General features: G+C 69.5%; 22 protein-coding genes. 10 read left to right on the forward strand and 12 right to left on the reverse strand.

Annotation, left to right across the window (positions count from 1 at the left end; translation table 11 throughout):
• The first annotated feature begins 35 nt into the window (after positions 1 to 35).
• Both FN829_RS06245 and FN829_RS06250 read left to right on the forward strand, forming a co-directional pair.
• Positions 36 to 695, forward strand: a complete 660-nt coding sequence (locus FN829_RS06245; RefSeq protein ID WP_142986138.1) for a CRISPR-associated protein Cas4 — start codon at positions 36 to 38, stop codon at positions 693 to 695.
• 318 nt (positions 696 to 1,013) lie between these two features.
• Positions 1,014 to 2,591: a (R)-citramalate synthase gene (locus FN829_RS06250; RefSeq protein ID WP_142986339.1), complete on the forward strand. Its 1,578-nt coding sequence runs from the start codon at positions 1,014 to 1,016 to the stop codon at positions 2,589 to 2,591.
• 43 nt (positions 2,592 to 2,634) lie between these two features.
• Here the strand turns inward: FN829_RS06250 and FN829_RS06255 are convergent, their stop codons facing one another.
• Entirely contained in the window at positions 2,635 to 3,813 is a 1,179-nt protein-coding gene (locus tag FN829_RS06255) for a CBS domain-containing protein (protein ID WP_142986139.1), read from the reverse strand.
• Positions 3,814 to 3,912: 99 nt separating this feature from the next.
• Positions 3,913 to 5,250, reverse strand: a complete 1,338-nt coding sequence (locus FN829_RS06260) for an aminotransferase family protein (protein WP_142986140.1) — start codon at positions 5,248 to 5,250, stop codon at positions 3,913 to 3,915.
• A gap of 66 nt (positions 5,251 to 5,316) precedes the next feature.
• Here FN829_RS06260 and FN829_RS06265 point away from each other — a divergent pair, with 66 nt between their 5' ends.
• Positions 5,317 to 5,703, forward strand: a complete 387-nt coding sequence (locus tag FN829_RS06265; protein ID WP_142986141.1) for a cupin domain-containing protein — start codon at positions 5,317 to 5,319, stop codon at positions 5,701 to 5,703.
• 45 nt (positions 5,704 to 5,748) lie between these two features.
• On the opposite strand, the gene FN829_RS06270 is transcribed toward FN829_RS06265, so the two are convergent.
• On the reverse strand, positions 5,749 to 6,552 hold the full coding sequence (locus tag FN829_RS06270) for a succinylglutamate desuccinylase/aspartoacylase domain-containing protein (RefSeq protein ID WP_142986142.1): 804 nt from the start codon (positions 6,550 to 6,552) through the stop codon (positions 5,749 to 5,751).
• Positions 6,553 to 7,110: 558 nt separating this feature from the next.
• Here FN829_RS06270 and FN829_RS06275 point away from each other — a divergent pair.
• Positions 7,111 to 8,412 carry an O-acetylhomoserine aminocarboxypropyltransferase/cysteine synthase family protein gene (locus FN829_RS06275; protein ID WP_142986143.1) on the forward strand — a complete coding sequence of 434 codons (1,302 nt, stop codon included), beginning with the start codon at positions 7,111 to 7,113 and terminating at the stop codon, positions 8,410 to 8,412.
• Positions 8,413 to 8,442: 30 nt separating this feature from the next.
• On the opposite strand, the gene FN829_RS06280 is transcribed toward FN829_RS06275, so the two are convergent.
• The 4 genes from FN829_RS06280 to ligA all read right to left on the reverse strand — a co-directional run bounded on the left by FN829_RS06280 (position 8,443) and on the right by ligA (position 13,785).
• Positions 8,443 to 9,678 (reverse strand): PQQ-dependent sugar dehydrogenase, encoded by a 1,236-nt coding sequence (locus FN829_RS06280; protein WP_142986144.1) that lies wholly within the window; start codon positions 9,676 to 9,678, stop codon positions 8,443 to 8,445.
• Positions 9,679 to 9,762: 84 nt separating this feature from the next.
• The gene (locus FN829_RS06285; protein ID WP_142986145.1) at positions 9,763 to 10,578 is read right to left on the reverse strand and encodes an ABC transporter permease subunit; all 816 of its coding nucleotides are present in this window, start codon (positions 10,576 to 10,578) and stop codon (positions 9,763 to 9,765) included.
• The gene (locus FN829_RS06290) at positions 10,575 to 11,564 is read right to left on the reverse strand and encodes an ABC transporter ATP-binding protein (protein ID WP_142986146.1); all 990 of its coding nucleotides are present in this window, start codon (positions 11,562 to 11,564) and stop codon (positions 10,575 to 10,577) included. The genes FN829_RS06285 and FN829_RS06290 overlap by 4 nt, the downstream gene beginning before the upstream one ends.
• Positions 11,565 to 11,637: 73 nt before the next feature.
• Positions 11,638 to 13,785, reverse strand: a complete 2,148-nt coding sequence (gene ligA / locus FN829_RS06295) for an NAD-dependent DNA ligase LigA (protein ID WP_142986147.1) — start codon at positions 13,783 to 13,785, stop codon at positions 11,638 to 11,640.
• Positions 13,786 to 13,911: 126 nt separating this feature from the next.
• Between ligA and FN829_RS06300 the strand changes: the two genes are divergently transcribed.
• Together FN829_RS06300 and FN829_RS06305 are read left to right on the forward strand one after the other, a co-directional pair.
• Positions 13,912 to 15,636, forward strand: a complete 1,725-nt coding sequence (locus tag FN829_RS06300) for a YegP family protein (RefSeq protein WP_142986148.1) — start codon at positions 13,912 to 13,914, stop codon at positions 15,634 to 15,636.
• A 49-nt stretch (positions 15,637 to 15,685) separates the two neighbouring features.
• Complete coding sequence (locus tag FN829_RS06305) at positions 15,686 to 16,612, forward strand: endonuclease/exonuclease/phosphatase family protein (protein ID WP_142986149.1); 927 nt, start codon at positions 15,686 to 15,688, stop codon at positions 16,610 to 16,612.
• A 31-nt stretch (positions 16,613 to 16,643) separates the two neighbouring features.
• Here the strand turns inward: FN829_RS06305 and FN829_RS06310 are convergent, their stop codons facing one another.
• From FN829_RS06310 to FN829_RS06320, 3 genes are read right to left on the reverse strand one after another with little or no spacing between them, the layout of a single operon-like run.
• Complete coding sequence (locus FN829_RS06310; protein WP_142986150.1) at positions 16,644 to 17,330, reverse strand: DUF1028 domain-containing protein; 687 nt, start codon at positions 17,328 to 17,330, stop codon at positions 16,644 to 16,646.
• Positions 17,331 to 17,374: 44 nt separating this feature from the next.
• On the reverse strand, positions 17,375 to 18,088 hold the full coding sequence (locus FN829_RS06315; protein ID WP_142986151.1) for an alpha/beta hydrolase: 714 nt from the start codon (positions 18,086 to 18,088) through the stop codon (positions 17,375 to 17,377).
• Entirely contained in the window at positions 18,085 to 18,699 is a 615-nt protein-coding gene (locus FN829_RS06320) for a VOC family protein (RefSeq protein ID WP_142986152.1), read from the reverse strand. The genes FN829_RS06315 and FN829_RS06320 overlap by 4 nt, the downstream gene beginning before the upstream one ends.
• A gap of 117 nt (positions 18,700 to 18,816) precedes the next feature.
• On the opposite strand from FN829_RS06320, the gene FN829_RS15860 reads away from it, so the two are divergent.
• On the forward strand, positions 18,817 to 18,972 hold the full coding sequence (locus FN829_RS15860) for a hypothetical protein (RefSeq protein WP_185955701.1): 156 nt from the start codon (positions 18,817 to 18,819) through the stop codon (positions 18,970 to 18,972).
• A 57-nt stretch (positions 18,973 to 19,029) separates the two neighbouring features.
• Here the strand turns inward: FN829_RS15860 and FN829_RS06325 are convergent, their stop codons facing one another.
• Complete coding sequence (locus FN829_RS06325; RefSeq protein ID WP_142986153.1) at positions 19,030 to 19,236, reverse strand: hypothetical protein; 207 nt, start codon at positions 19,234 to 19,236, stop codon at positions 19,030 to 19,032.
• Between the two features lie 96 nt (positions 19,237 to 19,332).
• Complete coding sequence (locus tag FN829_RS06330) at positions 19,333 to 20,157, reverse strand: hypothetical protein (RefSeq protein ID WP_142986154.1); 825 nt, start codon at positions 20,155 to 20,157, stop codon at positions 19,333 to 19,335.
• A gap of 167 nt (positions 20,158 to 20,324) precedes the next feature.
• Between FN829_RS06330 and FN829_RS06335 the strand changes: the two genes are divergently transcribed.
• From FN829_RS06335 to FN829_RS06345, 3 genes are all read left to right on the forward strand, one after another.
• Positions 20,325 to 20,771: a hypothetical protein gene (locus FN829_RS06335; RefSeq protein WP_142986155.1), complete on the forward strand. Its 447-nt coding sequence runs from the start codon at positions 20,325 to 20,327 to the stop codon at positions 20,769 to 20,771.
• Positions 20,772 to 21,026: 255 nt separating this feature from the next.
• Complete coding sequence (locus FN829_RS06340; RefSeq protein WP_142986156.1) at positions 21,027 to 22,232, forward strand: hypothetical protein; 1,206 nt, start codon at positions 21,027 to 21,029, stop codon at positions 22,230 to 22,232.
• 151 nt (positions 22,233 to 22,383) lie between these two features.
• Positions 22,384 to 23,673: an adenosylhomocysteinase gene (locus FN829_RS06345; RefSeq protein ID WP_142986157.1), complete on the forward strand. Its 1,290-nt coding sequence runs from the start codon at positions 22,384 to 22,386 to the stop codon at positions 23,671 to 23,673.
• The last annotated feature ends 15 nt before the right edge of the window (positions 23,674 to 23,688 follow it).

Here is a 23,688-nt window from a genome sequence, read left to right on the forward strand (position 1 = left end):
GACTCCTTATATACGATGTCGCGGCGATCCCTCCCGTGACTCCCTTCAGCGACCTCGCGGCCGCGGCGTACTGCCCCCGCCAGCTCTACTACCGCCGCCGCGAGGACGACCGGAGCCTCCCCGAGGAGGTCCGCGACCGGATCGATCTGGCCTACCGCTACCCCGAACTGGTCGACGCCCCGGACTCGGCCCTCCGACGGCTCCCGATCCGGCGCGAGCCCGCCGCCTACCGCCGGAACCTCTCGCGACTCCGCGAACGAGATCTGTACGACCGGCTCGTCGACCCCGCGGAGACGCGGACGTTCCTCTCGGGCCGGGAGTGTCACGGAGTCGTCCACAAGCTGCTCGCGGGCGTCGAGGACGACCCGCCGGTCCCCGTCCTCTGTTCGCCCGGCGAGCCGCCCGAGGCGGGCGTCTGGGAGCCGCAGTCGGTCCGGGCGGTCGCGGCCGCCAAGGCGCTCGCGTGGGAGCGGGAACGACCCGTTCCGCGAGCGGTCGTCGAGTATCCCGCCGTCGGCGTCGTCCGGGAGGTCCGGCTCACGACGCACCGAAAGGCGGCCTACCGCCGGGCGCTCAGGGCGATTCGGGCGATCGACGGTCCTCCCGCCCGCGTCGACGACGACCGATGTACGTCCTGCGAGTACCGCGAGCGGTGCGGAACCCGCCGCCGAACGCTCCGGTCGCTTATCGGGTGATCGGTGAGGGATCGTCACTGAGATGCGGCCATCATCTACGATCGTTCGGCGAGTTCGGACGGGGATCGTCTGATTTATTACCCTAAGGTCCATCCGCACGGGTACGAATGACACGAGACACTCGTGGTCGTTCGGAGGATAGAGCAAGTCGCCTCGCGGCGGCTGGCCGTGAAATTCGCCGACAGTAACGATCACGCCGCATCCGACGCCGCGTCAGCCGACGCGTCCGATGCCGCGTCAGCCGACGCCGACTCATCGGGCCTCGTTTCCGACGGCGGAACCGACCGAACGACACCGACGCAGACCACGGAGACCCTTTTGAACCCGAACCCACTCACCGACCTCGAGGAGGTACAGCTGTTGGACACGACGCTTCGCGACGGCGAGCAGATGCCCGGCGTCTCGCTCACGCCCGCGGACAAAGTCGACGTCGCCCGCGAGCTCGACGCCGCGGGCGTCCACGTGATCGAGGCCGGCTCGGCGTGTACCTCGGAGGGCGAACGCGAGGGGATCCGCCGCGTCGCCGGCGAGGGCCTCGACGCCACGGTCACCAGCTTCGCCCGCGGCGTCGAATCCGACATCGACCGCGCGCTCGACTGCGACGTCGACGGCGTCAACCTCGTCGTTCCCGCCTCCGACAAACACGTCGAGACGAAGGTGGGATCGAGCCGCGAGGAGGTCGTCGAGACCACCGTCGAACTCGTCGAGTACGCCACGGACCACGACCTCTGGGTCGAGGTGCTCGGCGAGGACGGCTCGCGCGCCGACCTCGACTACCTCGAACGTCTGATGAGCGCGGGCCTCGACGCGGGCGCGGACCGCGTCTGCTACTGCGACACCGTCGGCGCGGCCGGCCCGGAACGAACCGCCGAGATCGTCTCCCGGCTCGCCGACCTCGGCCCGACGAGCCTCCACACCCACGACGACCTCGGGTTCGGCGTGGCGAACGTCCACGCCGGGCTGAAGGCGGGCGCGGACACCGTCCACGGCACCGTCCTCGGCGTCGGCGAGCGCGCCGGCAACGTGGCCTTAGAAGAGGTCGCGATCGCGTTGGACCGCTGTTACGACGTTGACACCGTCGACGTCGGGCGGCTCTACCGGCTCTGCCGGCGCGTCTCGGAGGTGACCGGCGTCGCGATCCCGCCCAACAAGTCGGTGTGCGGCGCGAACGCGTTCGCCCACGAGTCGGGCATCCACACCGACGGCACGCTGAAGGACGGGACGATGTACGAGCCGTACCCGCCGGAGACGGTCGGTCGCGAGCGCCGGCTCGTGTTGGGCAAACACGCCGGGCGCGCGGGCGTCGCGGCCGCGCTCGCCGACCACGGCGTCGACGTCGATGACGACGAACTCGGCGAGGTCGTCGCCCGCGTCAAGGAGCTCGGCGACCGCGGGAAGCGCGTCACCGACGCGGACCTGCTCGCGATCACGGAGGACGTCCAGGGCCGCGAGCGCGACCGACACGTCGAGTTGGTCGACCTCTCCGCGACCTCCGGCGGCAACCTGCCGACCGCCTCCGTGCGGCTCCGCGTCGGCGACGAGGAGCGGGTCGCCTCCGGCACCGGCTCCGGGCCGGTCGACGCCGGTCTCGAGGCGGTTCGCGCGGCGCTCGCCGACGAGAGCGGCGGCGTCGACGCCGTCTCCTTCGAGCTCGACTCCTATCACGTCGACGCGATCACCGGCGGGACGGACGCCGTCGTCACCGTCGCGGTCGACCTCTCGCGCGGCGACCGATCCGTGTCGGTCTCGGCGTCGGACGCCGACATCACGCGCGCCAGCGTCGTCGCGATGGTCGACGCGCTGGACCGGCTCTCGGAGCTCGGAGGCGACGAGAGCGAGAAGGAGGACGCGGACGGGGCGTCGACGTCGACGCCGGTCGGCTCCGCGGACGACTGATCCGACCGAGGAGCGCGGGAGGGTCGGTGCGGGCCTCGACGTCTCAGAGTATCCGACCGCCCTCTTCGGCGCGGCGGCCGGTGATCACGCTCGGCGTGCCGCCGGTCTGGATGATGTTGAACGCGGTCATCAGGTCGGACCGCGAGATGAGCCCCACCAGCTCCCCGTTCGCGTCGACGACGGGGAGTCGCCCCACGCCGCGTTCTTGCATCACCTGGAGGGCGCTCATCGCGTCCGTGCCCGCGGTGACGGAGGCGACGTCCGTCTCCATCACGTCCTCGACGCGGTAGGCGTCCCGCTCGACCTCCCGCACCTCGCGGGCGTCCTCGAGGGTGACCATGCCGACGAGGTCTTCGCCATCCATCACCGGGTAGCCGGTGTGGCGCTCCTCGAACATCCGGCTCATCAGGTCGGCGACGGAGGCGGTCTCGGTCACCGTGTGGAGCCGGTCGCGGGGCGTCATCACGTCCGCGACGGTGACGCCCTCGAATACCGCCTTTAGCGTCGTCTGCTGGGCCTCGCCGGAGGCCGCCATGTAGATGAAGAAGGCGAGCACGATGAGGAGCAGCTGGAACGTCAACAGGCCGAAGATGCCCATCAGGAACGCGAATATCTTCCCGATCGCGGCCGCGCGCTGGGTCGCCTGCGCGTGTGGCTGGTTGCGGGCGAGCAGCGCCCGCAGGACGCGTCCCCCGTCCATCGGGAACGCCGGGAGCATGTTGAACCCGGCGAGGACGACGTTCAACACCGCCAGATAGCTGAACACGAAGAGCAGCGCGTCCGCCCCCGCGGGCGCGAGGACGAAGGCGCCGTAACAGACCGCGCCGACGCCGAGGCTGACGATCGGACCCGCGACCGCGATCCAGAACTCGTGTTTCCAGTCCTCGGGGAACTCCGTGAAGCTCGCGAGCCCGCCGAGCAGCCACAGCGTGATCGACTCGATCTCGTAACCGTACCGCATCGCGACGAGCGAGTGGCCGAACTCGTGGAGGAGGACGCCGGCGAACAGTCCGATCACGGCCGCCAGCCCGAGCAGCCACGGGGTCGTCCCCGCACCGACCGCGGTCGTGTCGATGCCGGCACTCAGCGTCTCGTTCATCACCCCGGCGATCGTCGTCACTTCCGAGCCGATGAGATACGCGAAGAGCGGCAACACGATCAGGAACGTCCAGTTGAGTCTGACCGGAATGCCGACGACGGTCCCGATCCGGAGTCCACGCATGCCTCCGTGTTGATCGGGCGGCCGTTTAACTGTTGACCGTGGGACGCCCGTCGGCCGACCCCACCGATCCGGGCGAAAACGAGCGACGGTGACGACCCGTTACTCGAACGTCTCCTCGATCGCCTCGTCGAGGGCGTCGATACCGCGCTCGATCTCCTCGCGGGTGGTACAGAGGGGCGGCGAGATGAGGATCTGTACGTCCGGCCGGCCGCTGCCGAAGAGTACCCCGTTGTCCGCGGCGACCTCCCGGACCGCGGCGACCGGGTTCTCCTCCCCGTCTCCGTCGGCCGCCCACGGGTGGACGAACGGTTCCCCGGTCTCGGGATCGGCGAAGACGACGCTCCAGAGGAACCCCCGACCGCGAACGGTCTCGACCGCGTCGTGTGTCTCCTCCAACTCCGTCAGGCGGGACTCGAGCACCGGCGCCAGTTCTCGGACGTCGTCGATGAGGTGTGAGTCGTACTCGTCGATCGCGGCGCGGCCGGCAGCACAGGCCACGGGATGTCCGGCGAACGTCTGTCCCAGGTCGTACCCCTCCTCGCGGATGGCCTCGCCGATCCAGTCGGCGGCGATCACGCCGGCAAGCGGAGCGTACGCGCTCGTGACGCCCTTCGCGAACGTGATCAGGTCGGGTTCGACGTCCTCGGTGTCGATGCCGAACCAGTCGCCACAGCGGCCGAACCCCGTTATCACCTCGTCCGCGATCAACAACACGTCGTACTCGTCGCAGATCTCGCGGAGTCGCTCGAAGTAGCCCGGCGGCGCGGGGTAGCCGCCGCTCGACCCGCCGACCGGTTCCATCATGATCGCGGCCACCGAGTCGGCCCCCTCGTTCCGGATCACGAACTCCACGTGGTCCGCGGCCTGCTCGGCCAGATCCTCCGGAGAGTCGGCGTCGAAGGCCGTCGGCAGGGGCGGCAGGAACTTCCCGGATCCGGTCGTCGCGGCGTAGCGGCCGACGGTCGACCGCGTGCTCGGGTCACCGGTGAGCGCGCCCGCGCCGGCGGTCCCGCCGTGGTACGACTGCCACCGCGTCAGCACCTTCGGGGCGTCCTGGACCGTCCGCGCGATCTGGGCGGCCGACTCGTTCGCCTCGCTCCCCGAGATCGAGAAGTACACCTCGGAGAGCGACCCGGGCGCGATCTCCGCCAGATCCGCCGCCAACGCGTCGCGGACGTCGTTCCCCTTCGCCGAGGAGACGTAGGGGATCCGCTCCATCTGTGCGGTCATCGCGTCCGTGATGGCCTCGTTGCTGTGACCCGCGTTCGTACAGTAGAGCTGTGAGACGAAATCGAGGTATGCGGTGCCCTCGTCGTCGTACACCGTCGCGTCCTCTCCCTCGACGATGGTCATCCCCTCGCTCTTCGGGTCGTGCCAGTGCGGGATCGTCTCTCCGTCCGCTTCGCCGCGGTCGGCGTGAGGTACGTTCTCCTGCATATGTCCTTCATGATCCTCCATACCACAATAAATCCATTTATACCGGTACGGAACGACGAAACCGGTATGAGTGGGTCCACCCACGACGACGCGGAACCGGTCGTCAAGCGCGCGAGCGAGGTCGCCTACGAGGCCGTCGACGCGGCCGAGGGGCTCCGGAAGGGCGTCCTCCTCGACGAGTCGGACGGCGCGCCCAACTTCGCGATCCGGCGGTTCGAACTCGCCGCCGGCAGTGAGGTGCCGCGACACACCAACGCGGTCGAACACGAACAGCACGTCCTCGCGGGCGAGTACGTCGTCGGCATCGGCGAGGAGGAGTACACCGTGGAGGCGGGCGACTCGCTTCTCATCCCCGCGGGCGTCGAACACTGGTACCGCAACGACGGCGACGAGCCCGGCGCGTTCCTCTGTGCGGTCCCGAACGGCGACGACACGATCGAGCTCGTGGAGTAGTACGAACTCGTGGAGCAGTAGTCGGATCCCGCGCGGGCGATCGGACTACTCGATCGCGCCGACTCGCTCTGCGACGTAGCCGAACTGGTCGCGGTAGCCGTACGCCGACAGCAACACGGGGTAGAAGGGTTCCTCCGCGCGGAGCGGCTCGCCGTCTGCGGTCGCGAACCGGTCGCCGGCCTCCACGCGCTCGAAGTTACGCGCGAACACCTCGTACTCCTCGGCGGTCGGCTTCGGGATCCGGTCGCGGAGCCGGAAGACGGGCACGTCCTCGCGCCCGCCGGCGTCGATCACGTCGTCGGAGCCGGGCGCGGGGAGCGCGCCGGTCGCCGCGAGGAACGCGCGGGTGACCCAGTAGGCGTTGTCGGCCGCTTGCTCGCTCCCCTGGAGGCCCGCCTCGATCTCGATGGTGTGCGGGTGTTCGATCAGCCGGCCCTCGGTGAAGGCGTCGGTCTGGATGACCGCGTCGACCGGGAGGTGCGGCGCGACCGCGCGGGCGACCTCGTCCATCGAGTCGACGACCGCGAACGGTTCCGCGTACGACTGCGTCGAGTGGATCGCGAGGGTCGTACAGCCGACGAGCTCCGAGCGGAGCCGGTGGGCGAGCCGCTCCTCGTGTGCGTCGGCGTCGGGGTCGCCCGGGAACGATCGGTTGAGGTCGGCCTCGAGGTAGCGCGCGTCCGCCGCGAGCGCCTCCTCGTTCGCGACGATCAGCTTCACCGTCCGTTCGACGGCGAGATCCTCGGCGACGAGCCGCTCGACGGCGTGAACCCCGCAGGGCTCGTCGCCGTGGATCGCCGCGACGACCGCGACCTCCGCCGGGCCCTCGCCCAGCTCGTAGACGTCCATGGCCGGCGTAGGCGGTCGGCGGATAAGTCGCGTTCGGATCGAAATTCGGCCGTTTCGTCGGACTCGTTCCCTGTAGGCGGCTTCGGTGTGAGACGGTCGTTCTATCTCGAGTGCTTATAGAGCGGGTGTTTCGTGAGTGGTCGAGGAGAATAGAAGAGGATCGTTGCTGGCGCGGTGAACGTCTCCAAAGCCCCAGTCGCGAGGCGGGCGCACGCTCGCTGCGCTCCTCACTCGATCGTTTGCTTCGCTCACTCTCTCGTTGCGGTGCTTACGTCGCCTGCGCCCGCCTCGCGACTGCCTCTTTGAGTCCCACCCCAACCGCACCGCACCTCACGCCTCCCCAGCCTCGCGGCTCCTTTCAGTCGCCGCGTCCCTCGCGGACGGTTCGCGCCCTCCGGGCGCTCACCGGCGCGCCACCGCACAACAGGATCGCTCGCTGCTTCGGCAGTAGTGAGCATCCGCAAGCGGTGGCCTCCACGCACCGTGATCCGTCCGAGCTACCGGTAGCATCCGTGACCGTCTATCGGCTTTAACCGGATCGCGCACGGAGGGGCGTATATGCCCAGCGACGAGGATTCCGACCGCGAGTTCCGCACGCGAAGCGTCCACGCCGGATCGAGCCCGGACCCGGCGACGGGGGCGCGCGCGACCCCGATCTACCAGACGACCGCCTACGAGTTCGACGACGCCGACCACGCCGCGCGGCTGTTCGCGTTAGAGGAGGCCGGAAACGTCTACTCGCGGATCATGAACCCGACGAACGCGGCGCTCGAGGAACGCATCGCCTCCCTTGAGAACGGGGTGGCCGCGGTCGCCACCTCCTCCGGGATGGCGGCGCTCGACCTCGCGACGTTCATGCTGGCCTCGGCCGGCGACAACGTCGTCACCTCCTCGGCGCTGTACGGCGGCACCTACACCTACCTCACCCACTCCGTCGAGCGGCGAGGCGTCTCGACCCGGTTCGTCGACCCGCTCGACTACGAGGGGTACGCCGAGGCGATCGACGACGACACCGCCTACGTCCACCTCGAGACGATCGGCAACCCGTCGCTCGTCACGCCGGACATCGAGCGGATCGCCGACATCGCCCACGACCACGGCGTGCCGCTGTTCGTCGACAACACGTTCGCGACGCCGTACCTCTGCCGGCCGCTCGACCACGGCGCGGACCTCGTCTGGGAGTCGACGACCAAGTGGCTCACCGGCAACGGGACCACGATCGGCGGCGTCCTCGTCGACGGCGGCTCGTTCCCGTGGGCCGAGTACCCTGAGAAGTTCCCGGAGATAGCGCAGGACAACCCCGCCTACCACGGGATCAACTACGTCGACGCGTTCGGCGACGCGGCGTTCACCTTCGCGGCCGTCACCCGCGGCCTGCGCGATCTCGGCAATCAGCAGTCCCCCTTCGACGCGTGGAACACGCTCCAGCAGACCGAGTCGCTCCCGCTGCGGATGGACCGGCACTGCGAGAACGCCGCGGTCGTCGCGGAGTACCTAGAGGAACACGCCGACGTGGCGTGGGTGAACTATCCCGGCTTGGAGAGCCACGAGACCCACGAGGAGGCGAGCGAGTACCTCGAGGGGGGCTACGGCGGCATGATCACGTTCGGGCTGGAGGCCGGCTTCGAGGCCGCGAAGGCGACCGTCGAGAACACGGAGCTCGCCTCGCTGCTCGCGAACGTCGGCGACGCGAAGACGCTCGTCATCCACCCGGCCTCGACGACCCACCAGCAGCTGACGGAGGAGGAGCAGGAGGCCGCCGGCGTCACCGGCGACATGGTCCGGCTCTCGGTCGGCATCGAGGACCCCGCGGACATCGTCGCCGATCTGGAGGCGGCGATCGAGACCGCGACGGAGTAACTCGGGACCGCCGACGCGCCGCCGACGCCCTCACGCCGGCGTCAACCGTGCGATCGGCGCGTCGTCGGCGTCGACCGCGACGTAGAGGTGGCCCGTGTCGGGGTGCTCGGCGACGGTGCGAATCCGCCACTCGCGGTCCGTCAACAGCCGCTCGATCCCGGTCGCCTCCCGTCCCTCGACCGTCAATCGGGCGAGCGCCCGCGAGGCCAGCCCGCCCACGAACAGGTCGCCCTCCCACTCGGGGAACGCGGCCCCGGAACAGAACGTCATCCCGCCCGGCGGGAAGCCACCGCTCCCGCAGGGCCACGAGTACGCCGGCGCGATCACGTCCTCGCGGTCGTCGTGGGAGACGCCGATCGGCTCGCCCGAGCCGTAGGTACACCCCTCGTCGGCGACGGGCCAGCCGTAGTTGCCGCCCCGGCGGAGCACGTTGATCTCGTCGCCGTCCTGCTCGCCGTACTCGCTCTCCCACAGGTCGCCGGTGTCGGGGTGAACGGTCAACCCCTGGGCGTTGCGGTGTCCGTAGCTGAAGATCGCGTCCCGCGCGTCCGGGTCGTCGACGAACGGGTTGTCGGCGGGGACCGAGCCGTCCGCCTCGAGTCGGAGGGTCTTGCCGAGTTCGACGCCGAGGTCCTGGGCGACGTGGTCCGGCCCGAAGTCCTTGAACTGGCGGTCGCCGACGGTCACGTACAGCCGCTCGTCCGCGTCGAAAGCGATCCGCGAGCCGTAGTGGCCCGTCGAGTCGACGAAGGGTCCGGCGGCGTGGAGGCGTTCGAACCCCTCCAGTCGAGCGCCGTCCGGGTCGAACCGCCCGCGGCCGACGTGGGTCGCCGTGTCGCCGGCGGCGTTCGCCGCCGAGTATGTGAGGTATACCCAGTCCGGGTCCGAAGCGGTCGGTCCGAGCGCGACGTCGAGGAGCCCGCCCTGCCCGCGGGCGTCGACCTCGGGGGTCCCGTCGACCGGCCGGACCTCGCCGGATTCCGGGTCGATGACGTTCAGCGTGCCGGCGCGTTCCGTGACGAGGAGGTCCCCGGCGGGGAGGAAATCGATCGCCCACGGGTTCGAGAAGCCCGACGTGACGGTCTCGACCGCGAACGTCACGTCCGGATCGTCGCCGGCGGATCCGTCGACGCCGTTGCCCTCGGCGGATCCTTCGTTGTCCACGTCGTCGCCGGTGCCACCGAAGCCACCGCCGTTTCCAACACAGCCGGCGAACGCGCCGGTCCCGGCGAGACCGGCGATCGAGAGGAGTCGGCGTCGGTTCATCGTGTCGACGATGGGGCTCTCCGGGCATCAAGGGCGCGGTGGACGAGGAGAGACGTGACGCGGAGAAACCCACGAACGGCGACCTCAGAGGTCGTCGCGGTCGAACTTCAACAGTCCCGCGAGCGGCGGCGCGAGCGTCCAGAAGACTAACATCGCGACCGCGGACACCTGCTGGTTGAGCGAGTCGCCGGCGAACAGCTGGTCGCCCAGGAAGGCGTTGGCGAGGAGTTCGATACCGCTTGTCGGATTCGCGGCGTCGAGGAAGGTTCGGATCTGCGTCATGGAGACGGGAAGGGCCTCGATCGGCCCGGAGAACGCGCCGACCACGCGACCCGTGAACAGCCCCCACAGGAGTACGAAGAGGGCGTAGACGCCGATCCCGGCGATGAGCGCGCGCTGGCGGGTCGCGACCGCCGCCGAGCAGCCGACCGCGATGGCGACGAACACCACGCCGAGCGCCGCGGCGAAGACGGTGTACCCGAGGAACGAGCCCGCGTTGAACGTCACCGGGGTGACGATCAACACGAGCGCGGGCAGGAGGAATCCGGCGAACGTCGCGAGCGCCATCGCCGCACCTCGTCCGACCACCTTCCCGAAGACGACGTCGGCTCGCGAGTGAGGGAGAGAGAGGAGCAGCTTCAGCGAGCCGGACTCGCGTTCGCCGCTCACCGCGTTGTAGCCGACGACGACGCCCACGAGCGGGACCAGCCCTGTCACGAGCACCGGCCCGACGAACGCGCTCAAGAGGAGTTCCGTCGCGAACTGGTCGGCCTGTCCCTGCGGGCGAACGACGTACGCGAAGACGGCGACGAGAAGCGAGAACAGCGCGACGAGAAGCGCCATCCCGCGCGACCGGACCGTGTCCTGGAAGTCCTTGTTCGCGACCGCGAGCAGGCTCATCGCTCCACCTCCTCGGATCCGGCGGGGTCCGGGTCGTCCCCGCTCCCGTTCGCCGACGACGCGTCCCCGCTTCTGCCGGGCGCCTCGCCCTCCGTGTACGCCAGGAAGAGGTCCTCCAGTGACGCCTCCTCCGTGTGGAAGTCGTCGACGACGGCCCCGGCGTCCTCGGCCGCGGCGATGACCCGCGTCTTCACGCCGGGGTCACAGCTCACGAGGAGCGCGTCGCCGTCGCGGTCGACCCGCGACACCCCGTCGACCGCGCGGACCGCGTCGACGACCGCGTCGGTCGCGTCGTCGACGGTCACCTCCAGCGTCTCGCCGTCACCGACGGCGTCGCGGAGGCCCTCGATGGAGTCCTCGGCGACGAGCTCGCCCGCTCGCAGGATGCCGACGCGGTCGCAGACGGCCTCGACCTGCGCGAGCACGTGCGAGGAGAAGAAGACGGTCGCACCGCGGTCGGCCTCCGCGGAGACGATCTCGCGCATGTCCTTCACGCCGGCGGGGTCGAGCCCGGAGGAGGGTTCGTCGAGGATCAACAGGTCGGGCTCGCCGACAAGCGCCATCGCGAGCGCGAGCCGCTGGCGCATTCCCTTCGAGTAGCCGCCCGCCTTTCGGTCCGCGTCCTCGAGGAGCCCGACCCGTTCGAGGACGGACTCGGGCTCGACGTTGGCCTCCTTCGACTCGATCGCGAACTCGACGTGTCTCCGACCGGAGAGCCGCTCGTACACGGAGAACCCGTCGGGGAGGACGCCGGTTCGTTTCCGGATCTCGACGCTGTCGGCGGTGGCGTCGCGGCCGAGCACCGTCACCGTCCCCTCGGTCGGTCGAACCAGGTCGAGCACCATGTCGATGGTCGTCGACTTGCCGGCCCCGTTGGGGCCGAGGAAGCCGTACACCTCGCCCTCCTCGACCGTGAGGTCGAGGTCGGACACGGCCGTGACGCCCGGGAACTCCTTCGTCACGCCGCGCAGCTCGATGGCGGTCATACCCCTCCGTTTCCGCGGCATTTGATAAAGGGTTGCGGCTCGCTGCGATGCCGAGGTCGAACGACCCGCGACGCTACGCCTCGTCCTCCGGCGGCCAATCGATCCCGTGATCGGCCAGCAGGTCGGCGAAGTCGGCCTCCTCGAGGACGGGCACGTCCTCGGCGTCGGCGTCCACGCGCTTCGACCGGCCGGGGCTCTCGCCGACGACGAGGTAGTCCGTGTTGCCCGAGACGCTCGAGGTCGCGTTCGCGCCGTGGGCCTCGACGAGCGCCTGCGCCTCGTCTCGAGTGGTCGACAGCGACCCGGTGAAGACGAACGTCAACCCCTCGAGGGACGCGTCGTCGCCGGCGGCGTCGGGGGTCTCGACGGGTCGCGGCTCCACCCCGCGCTCGCGGAGCGCCTCGATCGCCTCTCGGTTCTCCTCGGCGTCGAAGAAGTCCCGGATCGACGCCGCGACCGCCGGCCCCACGTCGTCGACCTCGCGGAGCGCCGCCTCGTCCGCCGCGAGCAGGGCGTCGAGGTCGCCGAAGGCCCGCGCCAGCGCTCGGGCGGTCGTCGGCCCCACGTCGGGGATCCCGAGCCCGGCGAGGAACCGATCGAGCGGGGGCTCCCGGGTCGCCTCGAGCGCGTCGATCAAGTTCTCGGCGCTCGTCTCGCCCCACCCCTCCAATCCGGCGAGATCCTCGACCGTGAGGTCGTAGAGGTCCGGAAGCGACTCGACGACCCCGGCCTCGCGGAGCTGCTCGACGCGTTCGGGGCCGAGTCCCTCGACGTCGAGCGCGTCGCGGCGCGCCCAGTGTTCGACCGCCCGCTCCAGTTGGGCCGGACAGCCCAGCCCCCCGGTACAGAACGCCAGCGGTCCGTCGCGCTCGACCGGGGCGTCACAGACCGGACACCGCTCGGGGAACGCGTAGGTCCCCGAAGAGCGCTTCTCGACGACCTCGGGAACGTACGGGATCACGTCGCCGGCGCGGTAGATCCGGACCCGATCGCCGACGTTCACCCCGAGCGCCTCGATCTCCGCGGGGTTGTGAAGCGTCGCGCGCGAGACGGTGACGCCCGAGACGTCGACCGGCTCGAGTTCCGCGACGGGAGTGAGTCGCCCGGTTCGTCCGACCTGGACCGTGACGTCCCGGATCGTCGTCGTCGAGGTCCGGGGCGGGAACTTGTAGGCGAACGCCCATCGGGGGGCCCGCGCGGTCGACCCGAGCGCCTCGCAGGCGGCCCTGTCGTTCACCTTGATCACGACGCCGTCGACCGCGTAGTTCAGGTCGTCGCGGACGGCGAGGATCCGGTCGCGGTAGTCGATGGCCGCCTCGACGTCCTCGACCAACTCGACGCGGTCGGTCCGCGGGAGGCCGAGGGCGTCGAAGGCGTCGAACTGCTCGCGGTTGGTGGCGGGACGTGCCGGGCCCGATATCTCGTCTCCCTCCCACGCCAGCACGTCGAAGAAGAAGACGTCGAGGGGACGATCGGCCACGACCGCGGGATCGAGCCGTCGGAGCGTCCCGGCCGCGGCGTTCCGCGGGTTCGCGAACGGTTCCTCCCCGCGCTCGCGACGCTTCCGGTTGTGCGTCTCGAAGGCGTCGCGGGGCATGTACACCTCCCCGCGGACGGCGAGTCGTGCGGGGGGCTCACCGCGGAGGCGACTCGGAACCGACCGGATCGTCCGGACCTGCTCCGTGACGTCGTCGCCCTCGCGGCCGTCGCCGCGGGTCGCGGCGCGGACGTACTCGCCGTCCTCGTAGACGACCTCCACCGAGAGGCCGTCGAACTTGGGCTCACAGACGTATCGGAGATCCGCCGGATCGAACCCCCCCTCGCGGAGGCCGGATCGAACGCGTTCGTCGAACTCGCGGACCGCCTCGGCCGCCTTCGCGTTGTCGATGGACCGCATCGGCTCGACGTGTTCGACGGTGGCCAACTCGTCGACCGGCTCGCCGCCGACCCGGCGGGTCGGAGATCCCTCGACGTCGAGGTCGAAGGCCTCCTCCAGATCGCGGAGCCGCTCGAACAGCCGATCGTAGGCCTCGTCCTCGATCAGCGGATCGGCCTCGACGTAGTACCGGTGGTCGTGCTCGCGGATCGCCGACCGGAGCAGCGACACCTGCCGCTCCGCCGCCTCGGGGGACAGCTCCGCGATCGGATCGAAGTCGGTCGGCGGCTCCTCGACGTAGGGGTTCTCCTCGGGGTCCGCGTGCCGCGTCGACGAGCTCGTCATCGATCGACCGTTGGAACGGTATCCGTTAAAAACGACCGGAGCGGTCGAGGGGAGTCGGCGATCTTCCGCACACCTACATATTACTCCACCTACAAATATAAACGGCCGGACGTGGATGTCTTTGATATGGCAAATCATGACAAACTCGAGGGCGGTGGAGTGTACGAGCGGCGCATCGGGACGCCGACCACCGACGACGAGGTGAACGGCTACTGGCTGTTCGGGTTCGGCGTACTGCTCGGGCTGTCGGGGGTCGTCCTCTTCTTTCTCACCGAATCGGCGACGACGCCCCGGGGGCTCGCGTACGCGCTCGCCGCGCTCGCGCCCCCGTTCGTGATGCTCGGTGCGGTCATCCGGTTCCCGCTCCGTCGGGCCGGGACGTATCTCGGCTATCTCGGGGCCGTGTTGAGCTTCGTCGGGGTCGTCTGGTTCGTGAGCATCTTTCCCGACGGGTGGTTCACCGCGTCCGGCGACTCGGCGGTCATCACCGTCTACGGGGTCGGGCTGGCCCTCATCGGGCTGGCCGGCACCGTCGTTCCGCTGCTCTCGGACCCGGTACACGAGGACTACGAGCGGATGCAAGCGGAGACGGCCGCCACCGCGACCGCCCGCGAGGAGACGGAGGCCGAACTGGAGGCGGCTCGCGAGGAACTCGACACGACCCGCGAGGAGTTGGGATCGGCGGAGGCGCGCGTCGCGGAGTTCGAAGCCGAGACCGAGGAACGCGAAGCCGAGACCGAGACCGCCCGGGCCGAGACCGCCGCGCTTCACGAGAGCAAGGCCAGGTTCGAGGTGTTCGAGGACGCGGGCGGCAGACCTCGCTGGCGGCTCCGCCACCGCAACGGCAACGTGATCGCGACCTCGGGACAGGGGTACAGCAGCCGCGGAAAGGCGCAGAAGGGACTCCACAGCGTGAGGCGAAACGCGCTGGGTGCCGGACTGTTGCGGATCGAGACGCCGGTCGAGGAGGCCGAGGCGATCGCCGACGACGACGGGCCGGAGCCCCCGGACGCCGACGAGCCGGACGTGGCCGTCCCGAGCGACGACGAGGCGATAGAGAGCGAGGCGACCTTCGAGCTGTTCGAGGACGCCGCGGCGGAGTGGCGCTGGCGACTCCGTCACGACAACGGCAACACCATCGGCGATTCGGGCGAGGGATACGCCTCGAAGTCCAACGCGAAGCGCGCGCTCTCACGGGTCCGCGAGCACGTCGCCGCCGCCGACTATCTCCGGATCGATCCCGCCGCGTTCGAGGTGTACAGGGACAGGGCCGGGAAGTGGCGCTGGCGGCTGATCCACGAGAACGGCAACGTCATGGCCGACTCCGGACAGGGGTACAGCAGCCGGTCGAAGACCCGGCAGGGACTCGAGAGCGTCCGGTCGAACGTCGCGACCGCCGACCTCGACGACCTCGACGGCGAGGCAGGCGGTGGCGAGGAGGCTGACGACGGCGACGAGACCGTCGGCGAGGCCGGATCCGGCGACGGCGGGGCGAAAGCGACGTTCGAGCTGTACGAGGACGCCGCCGGTGAGTTCCGCTGGCGGCTCCGCCACCGCAACGGCAACGTGATCGCCGACTCCGGGGAGGGGTACGCCTCGAAGGGCGGGGCCGAGGACGCGATCGGCCGCGTCCGCGAGTACGCCCCCGACGCCGACGCGCTGGAGGTCGGAAACGCCGCCTTCGAGATATACGAGGACGCGGCCGCGGAGTGGCGCTGGCGGCTCCGCCACCGCAACGGCAACGTGGTCGCCGACTCCGGCGAAGGATACGCCTCGCGGTCGAACGCGGTCGAGGCCGTCACGGGCGTCAAACGGAACGCACCGGGCGCCGGCGAGGAGACCGTCGAGTGAGTCGCGGACGCCGCTCGATTTACGTCGGTTCGCTCACGAGGAGTCGACAATGAGTCGGATTCGGGTTTTGAGCTACAACGTCCGCTACGACAACCGACACGACGGCCACGACGCCTGGCACGCCCGAAGGGACGGCGTCGCCGACGCGGTTCGGTTTCACCGTCCCGACGTCGTCGCGTTTCAGGAGCCGCTGCCCGGCCAGCGGGCGGACCTCCGCGAGCGTCTCCCCGAGTACGACCTCCTCGGGAGGGGACGGAAGGACGACGGCGGTGAGGGGTGTCCGATCGGCGTGCGCACCGATCGCTGGCGGGTCGTCGACCACGGGACGTTCTGGCTCTCGAAGACGCCGGCGGACCCCTCGACCGACTGGGACGCCGCGCATCCGCGGATCGCCACCTGGGTGCGGATCCGACCCCGAGACCGGGTCGGGGGACCGACCGCGCCCGCCGACTCGTCGCTGCTCGTCGTCAACACGCACTTCGATCACGTGAGCGCGCGCGCACGCCGCGAGTCCGCCCGACTGCTCCGCGAGCGGATCCCAGAACTCGCCGCGGTGAGCGAGCAGGGGAGAAGTGCGGACGCCGTCGGCGGTTCGCCCGGGGAGTCGATCCACGGAGCCGAACGGCTCCCGCGAGTGCTCGTCGGCGATCTCAACTGTACGCCCGGATCGGACCCACACCGGATCCTCACCGGAAACCCCCCGAAAGCGGACGACGGCCCCGGTGATGAAACGAGCGGTGGATCGGATCACGATACGAAGGACGCTCTCCGGGACGCGGCCGCGACCGCCGACGTACGACACGGGCCGCGGACGAGCCTCACCGACTTCTCGCGGCTGATCGACAACCGGCGAATAGACCACGTGTTCGTCTCGTCGGACGTCGAAACAGAGGCGTTCGCGACGCTCGCGGACCGCGACGACCGGGGACGGTACCCCTCCGATCACCTGCCGGTGTTCGCCCGACTGCGGCTGTGACGCTCGGTCGAGAGCGGGCGGCGCCGGGTCGTCACTCGTCGTCCGCGTACCGTGCCATCGCGTCCTCGTAGCCGCGAACCGCGGTCTCGAACGTCTCCCGGAGGTCGGCGATCGGCGTCTCGGTGGCGTCGACGCGGAGGTCGGCGTGGGACGGATCGAGCCGCTCCGTCTCCTCGGTGGTCTCCACCCGAACCGCCGCCGACTGGACCGTCAAGTCCTCGCGCTTGTCGCCACCGGCGTCCTGCCCGGCCGCGAGCGCGTCGATCAGGCGCTCCGCGAGCGGGTCCTCGCCGTGTGCGGTCGACTCGTAGGCGGCCGCGGCGTCCTCGAGGACCGCGGAACCCGCGAGGAGGTTGCCGGCGACGGTGAAGTTCTGTCCGACGCGGTGGCCGCACCACTCCCCGCACTCGTCTCCGGTGAACGCGAAGATCCCGTCGGCGTCGACGCCGTGGAGCTGTCGGCGGTTACGTCCCTCGTCGGCCGCCAGCAGCGCGTCGAGCGCGTCCTCGACCGCGAGGCCGTCGGCGAAGTACGCGAGCCCCTTTCGGCCGAGTTCGACGTTGGTGTGCGACTGCGTCGCCACCGCGCCGTGCTCCGAGGCGAACGGGCACAGCGCGCCGACGCCCGGCAGCCGCGTCGTGACCGCCACGCCGAACCGGACCTGGCCGTCGCCCGTGTCGTCGGTGTACCGCTCGCGAACGCAGATGCTGAACGTCACGTCTCGTGATCGAGGTCGCCGGCGAGAAAACGGTGTGGGGACGGCTACGACAGGGCCGCGACCATCGCCGAGACGTACTCCGTCTCGTCCGCGTTGATCCCGTGTCCCATCCCCTCGTAGATCCGGATCTCGACGTCGGCACCGAGCGCCTCCAACACCTCGGCCGTCTCGTGAACTCGCTCCTCGGGGATGTGCGGGTCGACGTCGCTACAGCCGAGGAAGGCCGGCGTCCCGGCGAGCGCGTCCGTGGAACCGGCGGCGTCGCTCTCGCCGTCGGGATCCGCGGCGCCGGCGACGTAGTCGTCGACGTCGATCGACTCGCCGATCAGCCCGCCGCTCAGGGCGGCGAGGCCCCCGTATTCGCGGGGGGTCCGCGCGACGAACTCGCTCGCGAGACACGCGCCCTGTGAGAACCCGGCCACGAGGACGCGCTCGGGAGGAACCCCGGCGTCGGTCGCGGTCTCGACGGCGCCGGCGACCGCCCGGAGTCCCGAACTCCGTCCCGGCTCGTTCTCCTCGACGGGGGCGAGAAACGAGTTCGGATACCAGGTGTTCGCGGCCGCCTGTGGGGCTAAGAGCGCGACCGAACCGTTGGGAGACGACACCTCCTCGCCGAAGCCGACGATGCTCCGGGCGGTCGCGCCTCGGCCGTGGACGAGAACGACCGCGGCGTCGGCTTCCGCCACGGGCGTCCCGGCCGCGACCAACTCCTCGTCGCCGTGGGGGTCGTCGCCCGCGTGTGGACTCCGCCGGCTCATACGCCCACGCCGGAGTCCGCCTCGGGGAGGTCGTACTTCTTCACGGGAAGTCCCAGTTCCTCTAAGGCGCCCTCCATGTGGCGGTCCTGTGCGAAGTCCGCGTCGTCCTCCTCGCGGAGCCGCTGGGCGGTCGCGAGGACCTCGCCCTTGCGGTCGTCGGGGATCTCGTACTTGTCCGAGGAGAGCTCGATCACGAGCCCGTTGTTGTCCTGGGTGTAAATGGAGTGGAAGATCCCCCGGTCGAAGACGTTGTACCCCTTTCCGGCGTCCTCGAGCGCACGCATGATGTCCTCGTACTCGTCGGGATCGACGCTGAAACAGAGGTGGTGGACTGCCCCCGTACCCGGGCGCTGGCCGCGCGCCGAGGGGCGGTCGTCGCTCACGAAGAACGTGAGGATCCGGCCGTCGCCGGTGTCGAAGAAGAGGTGCGTCTGTGAGGGGTCATCGAGGTTCGGCTGGCGCAGGACGAGCGGCATCCCCAGTAGATCGCGGTAGAACGCGATCGTGTCCGCCTCGTTGCTCCCCCAGACCGTGACGTGGTCGGTTCCGGTCGTGTGAAACGGCGCGTCAGGTCGCTCCGGCGTCACCGGAGCCTCGTTTTCGTCGTCCATACCCTCCCTTAGGTATCCACCCGAATAAAGTCGGGAGAGACCGGATCGTGATCGGCTGACGCGGATGTTACCGGATCGAATGGATGGGTTTTAGCGTCGGCGCGAGGAGGGGTCGACATGGAGATCCTGTTACACACCGGCCACGAACACCCCGAACTGCTGTGGATCGCCGTCTCGGCCGTCGCCTCCTTCGCGCTCGGCGTCGGCGTCGGCGCGTACGGACCCGGCATCGGACCCGACCGGGCCGCCGACCCGAGTCCCGAAGAGGAGTGACGCGGCGGTCGGGATCGGACGCGATCGAACCCTCGATATCGCGATCGAACCGCTCGTTCACCGTTTCCACACGTCCGGAGCGACGCCGACGGCGCGAACGAGCGAGGGATAGCCGACGGCGACGAGGAGGACGACGAGCAGCGACGCCCACAGCGGGACGGCGACGACGACGCGCTCCGCGACGGCGAGCGCGGAAAGCATCGCGACGAACATGACGCCCCAGTGGGGGGCGAGCTGTCGCACCGTCTCGGCGAGGGAGTTCATGATGCGGCGATCGGTTTGCTGGCGGTAGTGGGTGTCGATCCGGCGGAAACGACGAGACAAAACGGCACCGAAAATGCGGGTCGATCGAGGTCCGATTCAGTACCGCGAGGGCATGAACGCCATCGCGAGGAACAGCCCCGACGACAGCAGACTGATTATCATCACGCGCCACAGGCCGTCGCTGTTCGTCTCGTGACGGTCGATCGCGGCGTTCTGCGCCTCGAACGAGTCGAAGTCGGTCGAGAGCGTCAGGGAGGACGCATCCGGGAAGTGCCCGACGAACTCGGTCCCACCGATCGTCACCCGCGAGTTCTGGGCGATCTCCGTCGAGACCGTCTCCGTCTCCGTCCAGACGACCACGGCCGCGTCACTCGAGACCGAGTCGACGGTGACCGTCCGGTCCTCGTACTGGATCTCGTCGTCGACCGCGTACGACCGTTCCTCGGGGGCCGGGAAGTACTCGTCCGCCGGAACGAGCCGCGACTCGTCGTTCTCGGTCACGACGACGTACTCCTCGCCGTCGCGCTCGATCGTCTCGTTGTCGGCGTTCGAGTCGTTCTCGAGGATCGCGGTTCGGTCGAGCACCTCGACGAGCGTGAACGAGTCGGGGTCCTCACCCGAGATCCGGACGGTCCACTCCCCGCCGTCGAGTTGGACGGTCGATCCGTTCGACCACGACTCCGACCGTTCCGCGGTCCGGTTCCGCTCGACCGATCCGACGATCTCGCCGTCGGAGTTCTCGCTGGCCCCCGTGAACGTGTACTCCTCGCCCTCCACCTCGAACGTATCACCCGACGACAGGTCGTGGTCCGGGTTCTCGAAGGAGATACCGGGCGTCTGGGCCGTCGTGACGAGCACACCGGTCGCGCTCCCGACGAGCAAGAAGAACGCGACGTATACGGCTACAGCGCGTCGTTGCATGGTTCGAGTGTGGGTCACCCGATGTATAACGGTTACTAACCCGTAGCGACTCGACCCGCGGATCCGTTCCTCGTCATCGCCCGATGCCGAGGACGTCGGCTGGCGGGTCGACGGGCGTCCCGATCCCCACCGGAAGGTTCAATCCCTCGTCGGATCGGGATCGGGGCGTGAACCGAGCCCTCCTCCCCGCGGTCGCCGCGGCCGTCGCCGCGGGAACGACCTCCGTGACGCGTCGGATCGCCCCGATCCTGCTCGAGTCGCCGATCGACCTTCCGGCCACGAGCGTCCTCTCCCTGTACGTCGCCGGCGGCCGTTTCGTCTCGTTCGCGCTCGCGTACGGCCTCCTCCTCGGCGTCGCCTACCGGGTCGGTCGAACGGGGGACGGCTCCCCCGACGGCGGGAGCGTCGCGCTCGCGACCGGTCTCGTCGCCGCGGTCGCGTACCTCGTCGCGACTGCCGGGACGCTCCTCTGGCTCGGTCCCCAGCAGGGGGCGGTCACGGCGGTCCTCGCGGTCGGATCGAGCGTCGGCGTCGGCGTCCAGCTGGCGGTCGTCGCGTTCGCGGGGGTGGCGCTGGGTCAGTCCCGACGCCGGGACGACCCCGAAGACGCGTAAGGCGGGACGGACCCGCGGGCGCGTCGCCGCTTGAGCGCACGAACCTGCACGTCGTCGCCGAGGAACTCGAGGGAGCGAGCCGCGGGCGAGCTCCGATCGGGTCGGAACGGCTCCGATGAGCGGCTCGAACACTCCGCGATCACCCCCGATCCGAGAACGGCCCGTAGAGCCGGCTTAACCCGATTTAAATCCGAATTGATCGGGCTTAACGGAGTTTCCCTCTTATGTGGGGCCGGCCGCACGACCCGACTGGACATGAGCCAACGCACGATAGGCCTGCTGTTGATCGCGGTCGTCGCGGTCGGCGCGGTGACCGGCGTCGCGGCCGCCGAGGAGAGCCTCGGCGTGACGGTCGAGGACGCCGACGGCGAACCGACGGTCGAGGTGACCGAGAACGACACCGCGGTCGAGAACGCCACGGTGGTCGTGAGCGTCGCGGACGACGAGGCGAACGCCTCGTACGCGGGGACGGGCGAGTACACGACCGACGAGAACGGAACCGTCGAGTTGCCTGCTCCCGAGGAGGACGTTGGGATCGAAGTGACCGCCTCGACCGAGAACCGGACCGGGTCGACGTTCGCTCACCTCGAGGCGCCGGACGGACTCGAGGTCGACGTGGATGAAACCGACGACGAGCCGGTCGTCACGGTGACCGACGACGACTCCACGGTCGCGAACGCCTCGGTGAACGTCACGACCGTGGACTGGGAGAACACGACCGACGAGAACGACACGACCAACGCCACCTACGTCGGCGAAGGGAACTACTCGACCGACGAGAACGGGACCGTCGAGCTTCCCGCTCCCGAGGAGAACGTCACCGTCGAGGTGACTGCGACGTTCGAGAACGAGACCGCCTCGACGACCGTCGACCTGACCGTCGGCGACGACGATTCCGACGAGCGGCCGTTCGGACAGGTGCTCCGCGACTTCATCGAGAACATCGAGAACCGCGACGGCGGCATCGGCGGCGCGGTCTCGGACTTCGTGACCGAGAACAACCCCGGCAACGCGCCGGACCACGCGGGAGGCCCCGACGGTCCGGATGACGACGTTAACTCCGACAACGACGCCGAAAACGAGACCGACGCGCCCGGAAACGCCCCCGACCACGCCGGAGACGGGAACGATGATGAGCGCAGCCCGCCGGACCACGCCGACGACTCGGATGATGACGATGCGGACGAGAACGACTCGGACGATGACGACGCGGATGGAGATGACGCGAACGAGGACGAGACTGAGGAGGACGACACGGACGATGACGATTCGGACGGTGACGACGCGGACGAAGACGAAACGGAGGCGGACGAAGCCGACGAGGAAGACGACGATTCCGAGGAAGACGAGTCGGATGAGGACGACGACGCGGACGATGGCGACGAGGACGACGCCGGAAACGGCAACGGTCCCGGGAACGGCAACGGTCCCGGGAACGGCAACGGCAACGGCCCGCCGTAGCTGAGAGCGCACGGCTTCGACCGTGACGGACGCCGATCGTCGACGGAGTCCGGTTCGTCGACGCTCGAAGCATCGCTTTTCCGGTTTCGATTCTTTTGACGCACGCGTCGGTGTCGGCAGGGTTTAGTGCGACGTGAGCGAATCGAGAGCCATGAGCGAGAGCACGTATCCGCCGGTCACGGAGCACCTGTCGGACCCCGAGACGGCTCGCGAGGAGGGACGCCGCAAGATGGACTGGGCGCTCCAGCACATGCCGATCCTGAACGCGCTCCGCGAGGAGTTCCAGACGGAACGACCCCTCGAGGGCGAGACGATCGCGATGGCGATGCACGTCGAGGCGAAGACGGCGAACCTCGTCGAGCTGCTGGCCGACGGCGGCGCGGAGGTCGCCATCACCGGCTGTAACCCGCTGTCGACGCACGACGACGTCTCCACGGCGTTGAACGACCACGAGTCGATCACCTCCTACGCGGTCCGCGGCGTCGACGACGAGGGGTACTACGACGCGATGCACGCGTGTCTCGCCCACGAGCCGACGATCACCGTCGACGACGGGATGGACATGGTGAAACTCGTCCACGAGGAGTACCCCGACCTCATCGACTCGATCCTCGGCGGCGCGGAGGAGACCACCACGGGAGTCCACCGCCTGCGCGCGATGGACGACGACGGCGAGCTCCACTACCCCGTCTTCGCCGTCAACGACACGCCGATGAAGCGGCTCTTCGACAACGTCCACGGCACCGGCGAGTCCTCGCTCGCGACCATCGCGATGACGACGAACCTCTCGTTCGCGGGCAAGGACGTCGTCGTCGGCGGGTTCGGCTACTGCGGGAAGGGCGTCGCGAAGAAGGCGGCCGGCCAGAACGCCAACGTGATCGTCTGTGAGGTCGACCCGCGCAAGGCGCTCGAGGCCCACATGGAGGGGTACGAGGTGCTTCCCATGCGCGAGGCCGCGAAGAAGGGCGACGTGTTCGTCACGACGACGGGCAACCGCGACGTGATCACCCGCGAGCACTTCGAGGTCATGAACGACGGCGTGCTGCTGGCGAACGCCGGCCACTTCGACGTGGAGATCAACCTCGAGGAGCTCGACGACCTCGCGGTCGACCGCTTCGAGGCCCGCGACGGCGTCGAGGGGTACGAGATGGCGGACGGGCGCGTGCTCAACGTGCTCGCCGAGGGGCGGCTCGTCAACCTCGCCGCACCCATCGCCTTGGGCCACCCGGTCGAGGTCATGGACCAGAGCTTCGGCGTTCAGGCAGTCGTCGTCCGCGAACTCGCGGCGAACGCCGACGCCTACGAGCCCGGCGTCCACGACGTCCCGGACGATCTGGACCGCGAGGTCGCCGAGATCAAACTCGCCGCCGAGGGCGTCGACCACGACTCGCTCTCCGAGGAACAGCGCGAGTACATGGGAAGCTGGGAGCACGGGACATAGACGGCCACACCACGT

The organism is Halorubrum cibi (assembly GCF_900182635.1).
Classification (GTDB): Archaea; Halobacteriota; Halobacteria; order Halobacteriales; family Haloferacaceae; genus Halorubrum; species Halorubrum cibi.

Bases quoted from the DNA above. Each gene is read 5' to 3' on its own strand.
- FN829_RS06345 (WP_142986157.1), top strand. From the start codon at position 22,384: ATGAGCGAGAGCACGTATCCGCCGGTCACGGAGCACCTGTCGGACCCC.
- FN829_RS06300 (WP_142986148.1), top strand. From the start codon at position 13,912: ATGGCAAATCATGACAAACTCGAGGGCGGTGGAGTGTACGAGCGGCGC.
- FN829_RS06305 (WP_142986149.1), top strand. From the start codon at position 15,686: ATGAGTCGGATTCGGGTTTTGAGCTACAACGTCCGCTACGACAACCGA.
- FN829_RS06290 (WP_142986146.1), bottom strand. From the start codon at position 11,564: ATGACCGCCATCGAGCTGCGCGGCGTGACGAAGGAGTTCCCGGGCGTC.
- FN829_RS06315 (WP_142986151.1), bottom strand. From the start codon at position 18,088: ATGAGCCGGCGGAGTCCACACGCGGGCGACGACCCCCACGGCGACGAG.
- FN829_RS06270 (WP_142986142.1), bottom strand. From the start codon at position 6,552: ATGGACGTCTACGAGCTGGGCGAGGGCCCGGCGGAGGTCGCGGTCGTC.
- FN829_RS06325 (WP_142986153.1), bottom strand. From the start codon at position 19,236: ATGAACTCCCTCGCCGAGACGGTGCGACAGCTCGCCCCCCACTGGGGC.
- FN829_RS06275 (WP_142986143.1), top strand. From the start codon at position 7,111: ATGCCCAGCGACGAGGATTCCGACCGCGAGTTCCGCACGCGAAGCGTC.
- FN829_RS15860 (WP_185955701.1), top strand. From the start codon at position 18,817: ATGGAGATCCTGTTACACACCGGCCACGAACACCCCGAACTGCTGTGG.
- ligA (WP_142986147.1), bottom strand. From the start codon at position 13,785: ATGACGAGCTCGTCGACGCGGCACGCGGACCCCGAGGAGAACCCCTAC.
- FN829_RS06265 (WP_142986141.1), top strand. From the start codon at position 5,317: ATGAGTGGGTCCACCCACGACGACGCGGAACCGGTCGTCAAGCGCGCG.
- FN829_RS06320 (WP_142986152.1), bottom strand. From the start codon at position 18,699: ATGGACGACGAAAACGAGGCTCCGGTGACGCCGGAGCGACCTGACGCG.
- FN829_RS06340 (WP_142986156.1), top strand. From the start codon at position 21,027: ATGAGCCAACGCACGATAGGCCTGCTGTTGATCGCGGTCGTCGCGGTC.
- FN829_RS06260 (WP_142986140.1), bottom strand. From the start codon at position 5,250: ATGCAGGAGAACGTACCTCACGCCGACCGCGGCGAAGCGGACGGAGAG.
- FN829_RS06255 (WP_142986139.1), bottom strand. From the start codon at position 3,813: ATGCGTGGACTCCGGATCGGGACCGTCGTCGGCATTCCGGTCAGACTC.
- FN829_RS06330 (WP_142986154.1), bottom strand. From the start codon at position 20,157: ATGCAACGACGCGCTGTAGCCGTATACGTCGCGTTCTTCTTGCTCGTC.
- FN829_RS06280 (WP_142986144.1), bottom strand. From the start codon at position 9,678: ATGAACCGACGCCGACTCCTCTCGATCGCCGGTCTCGCCGGGACCGGC.
- FN829_RS06285 (WP_142986145.1), bottom strand. From the start codon at position 10,578: ATGAGCCTGCTCGCGGTCGCGAACAAGGACTTCCAGGACACGGTCCGG.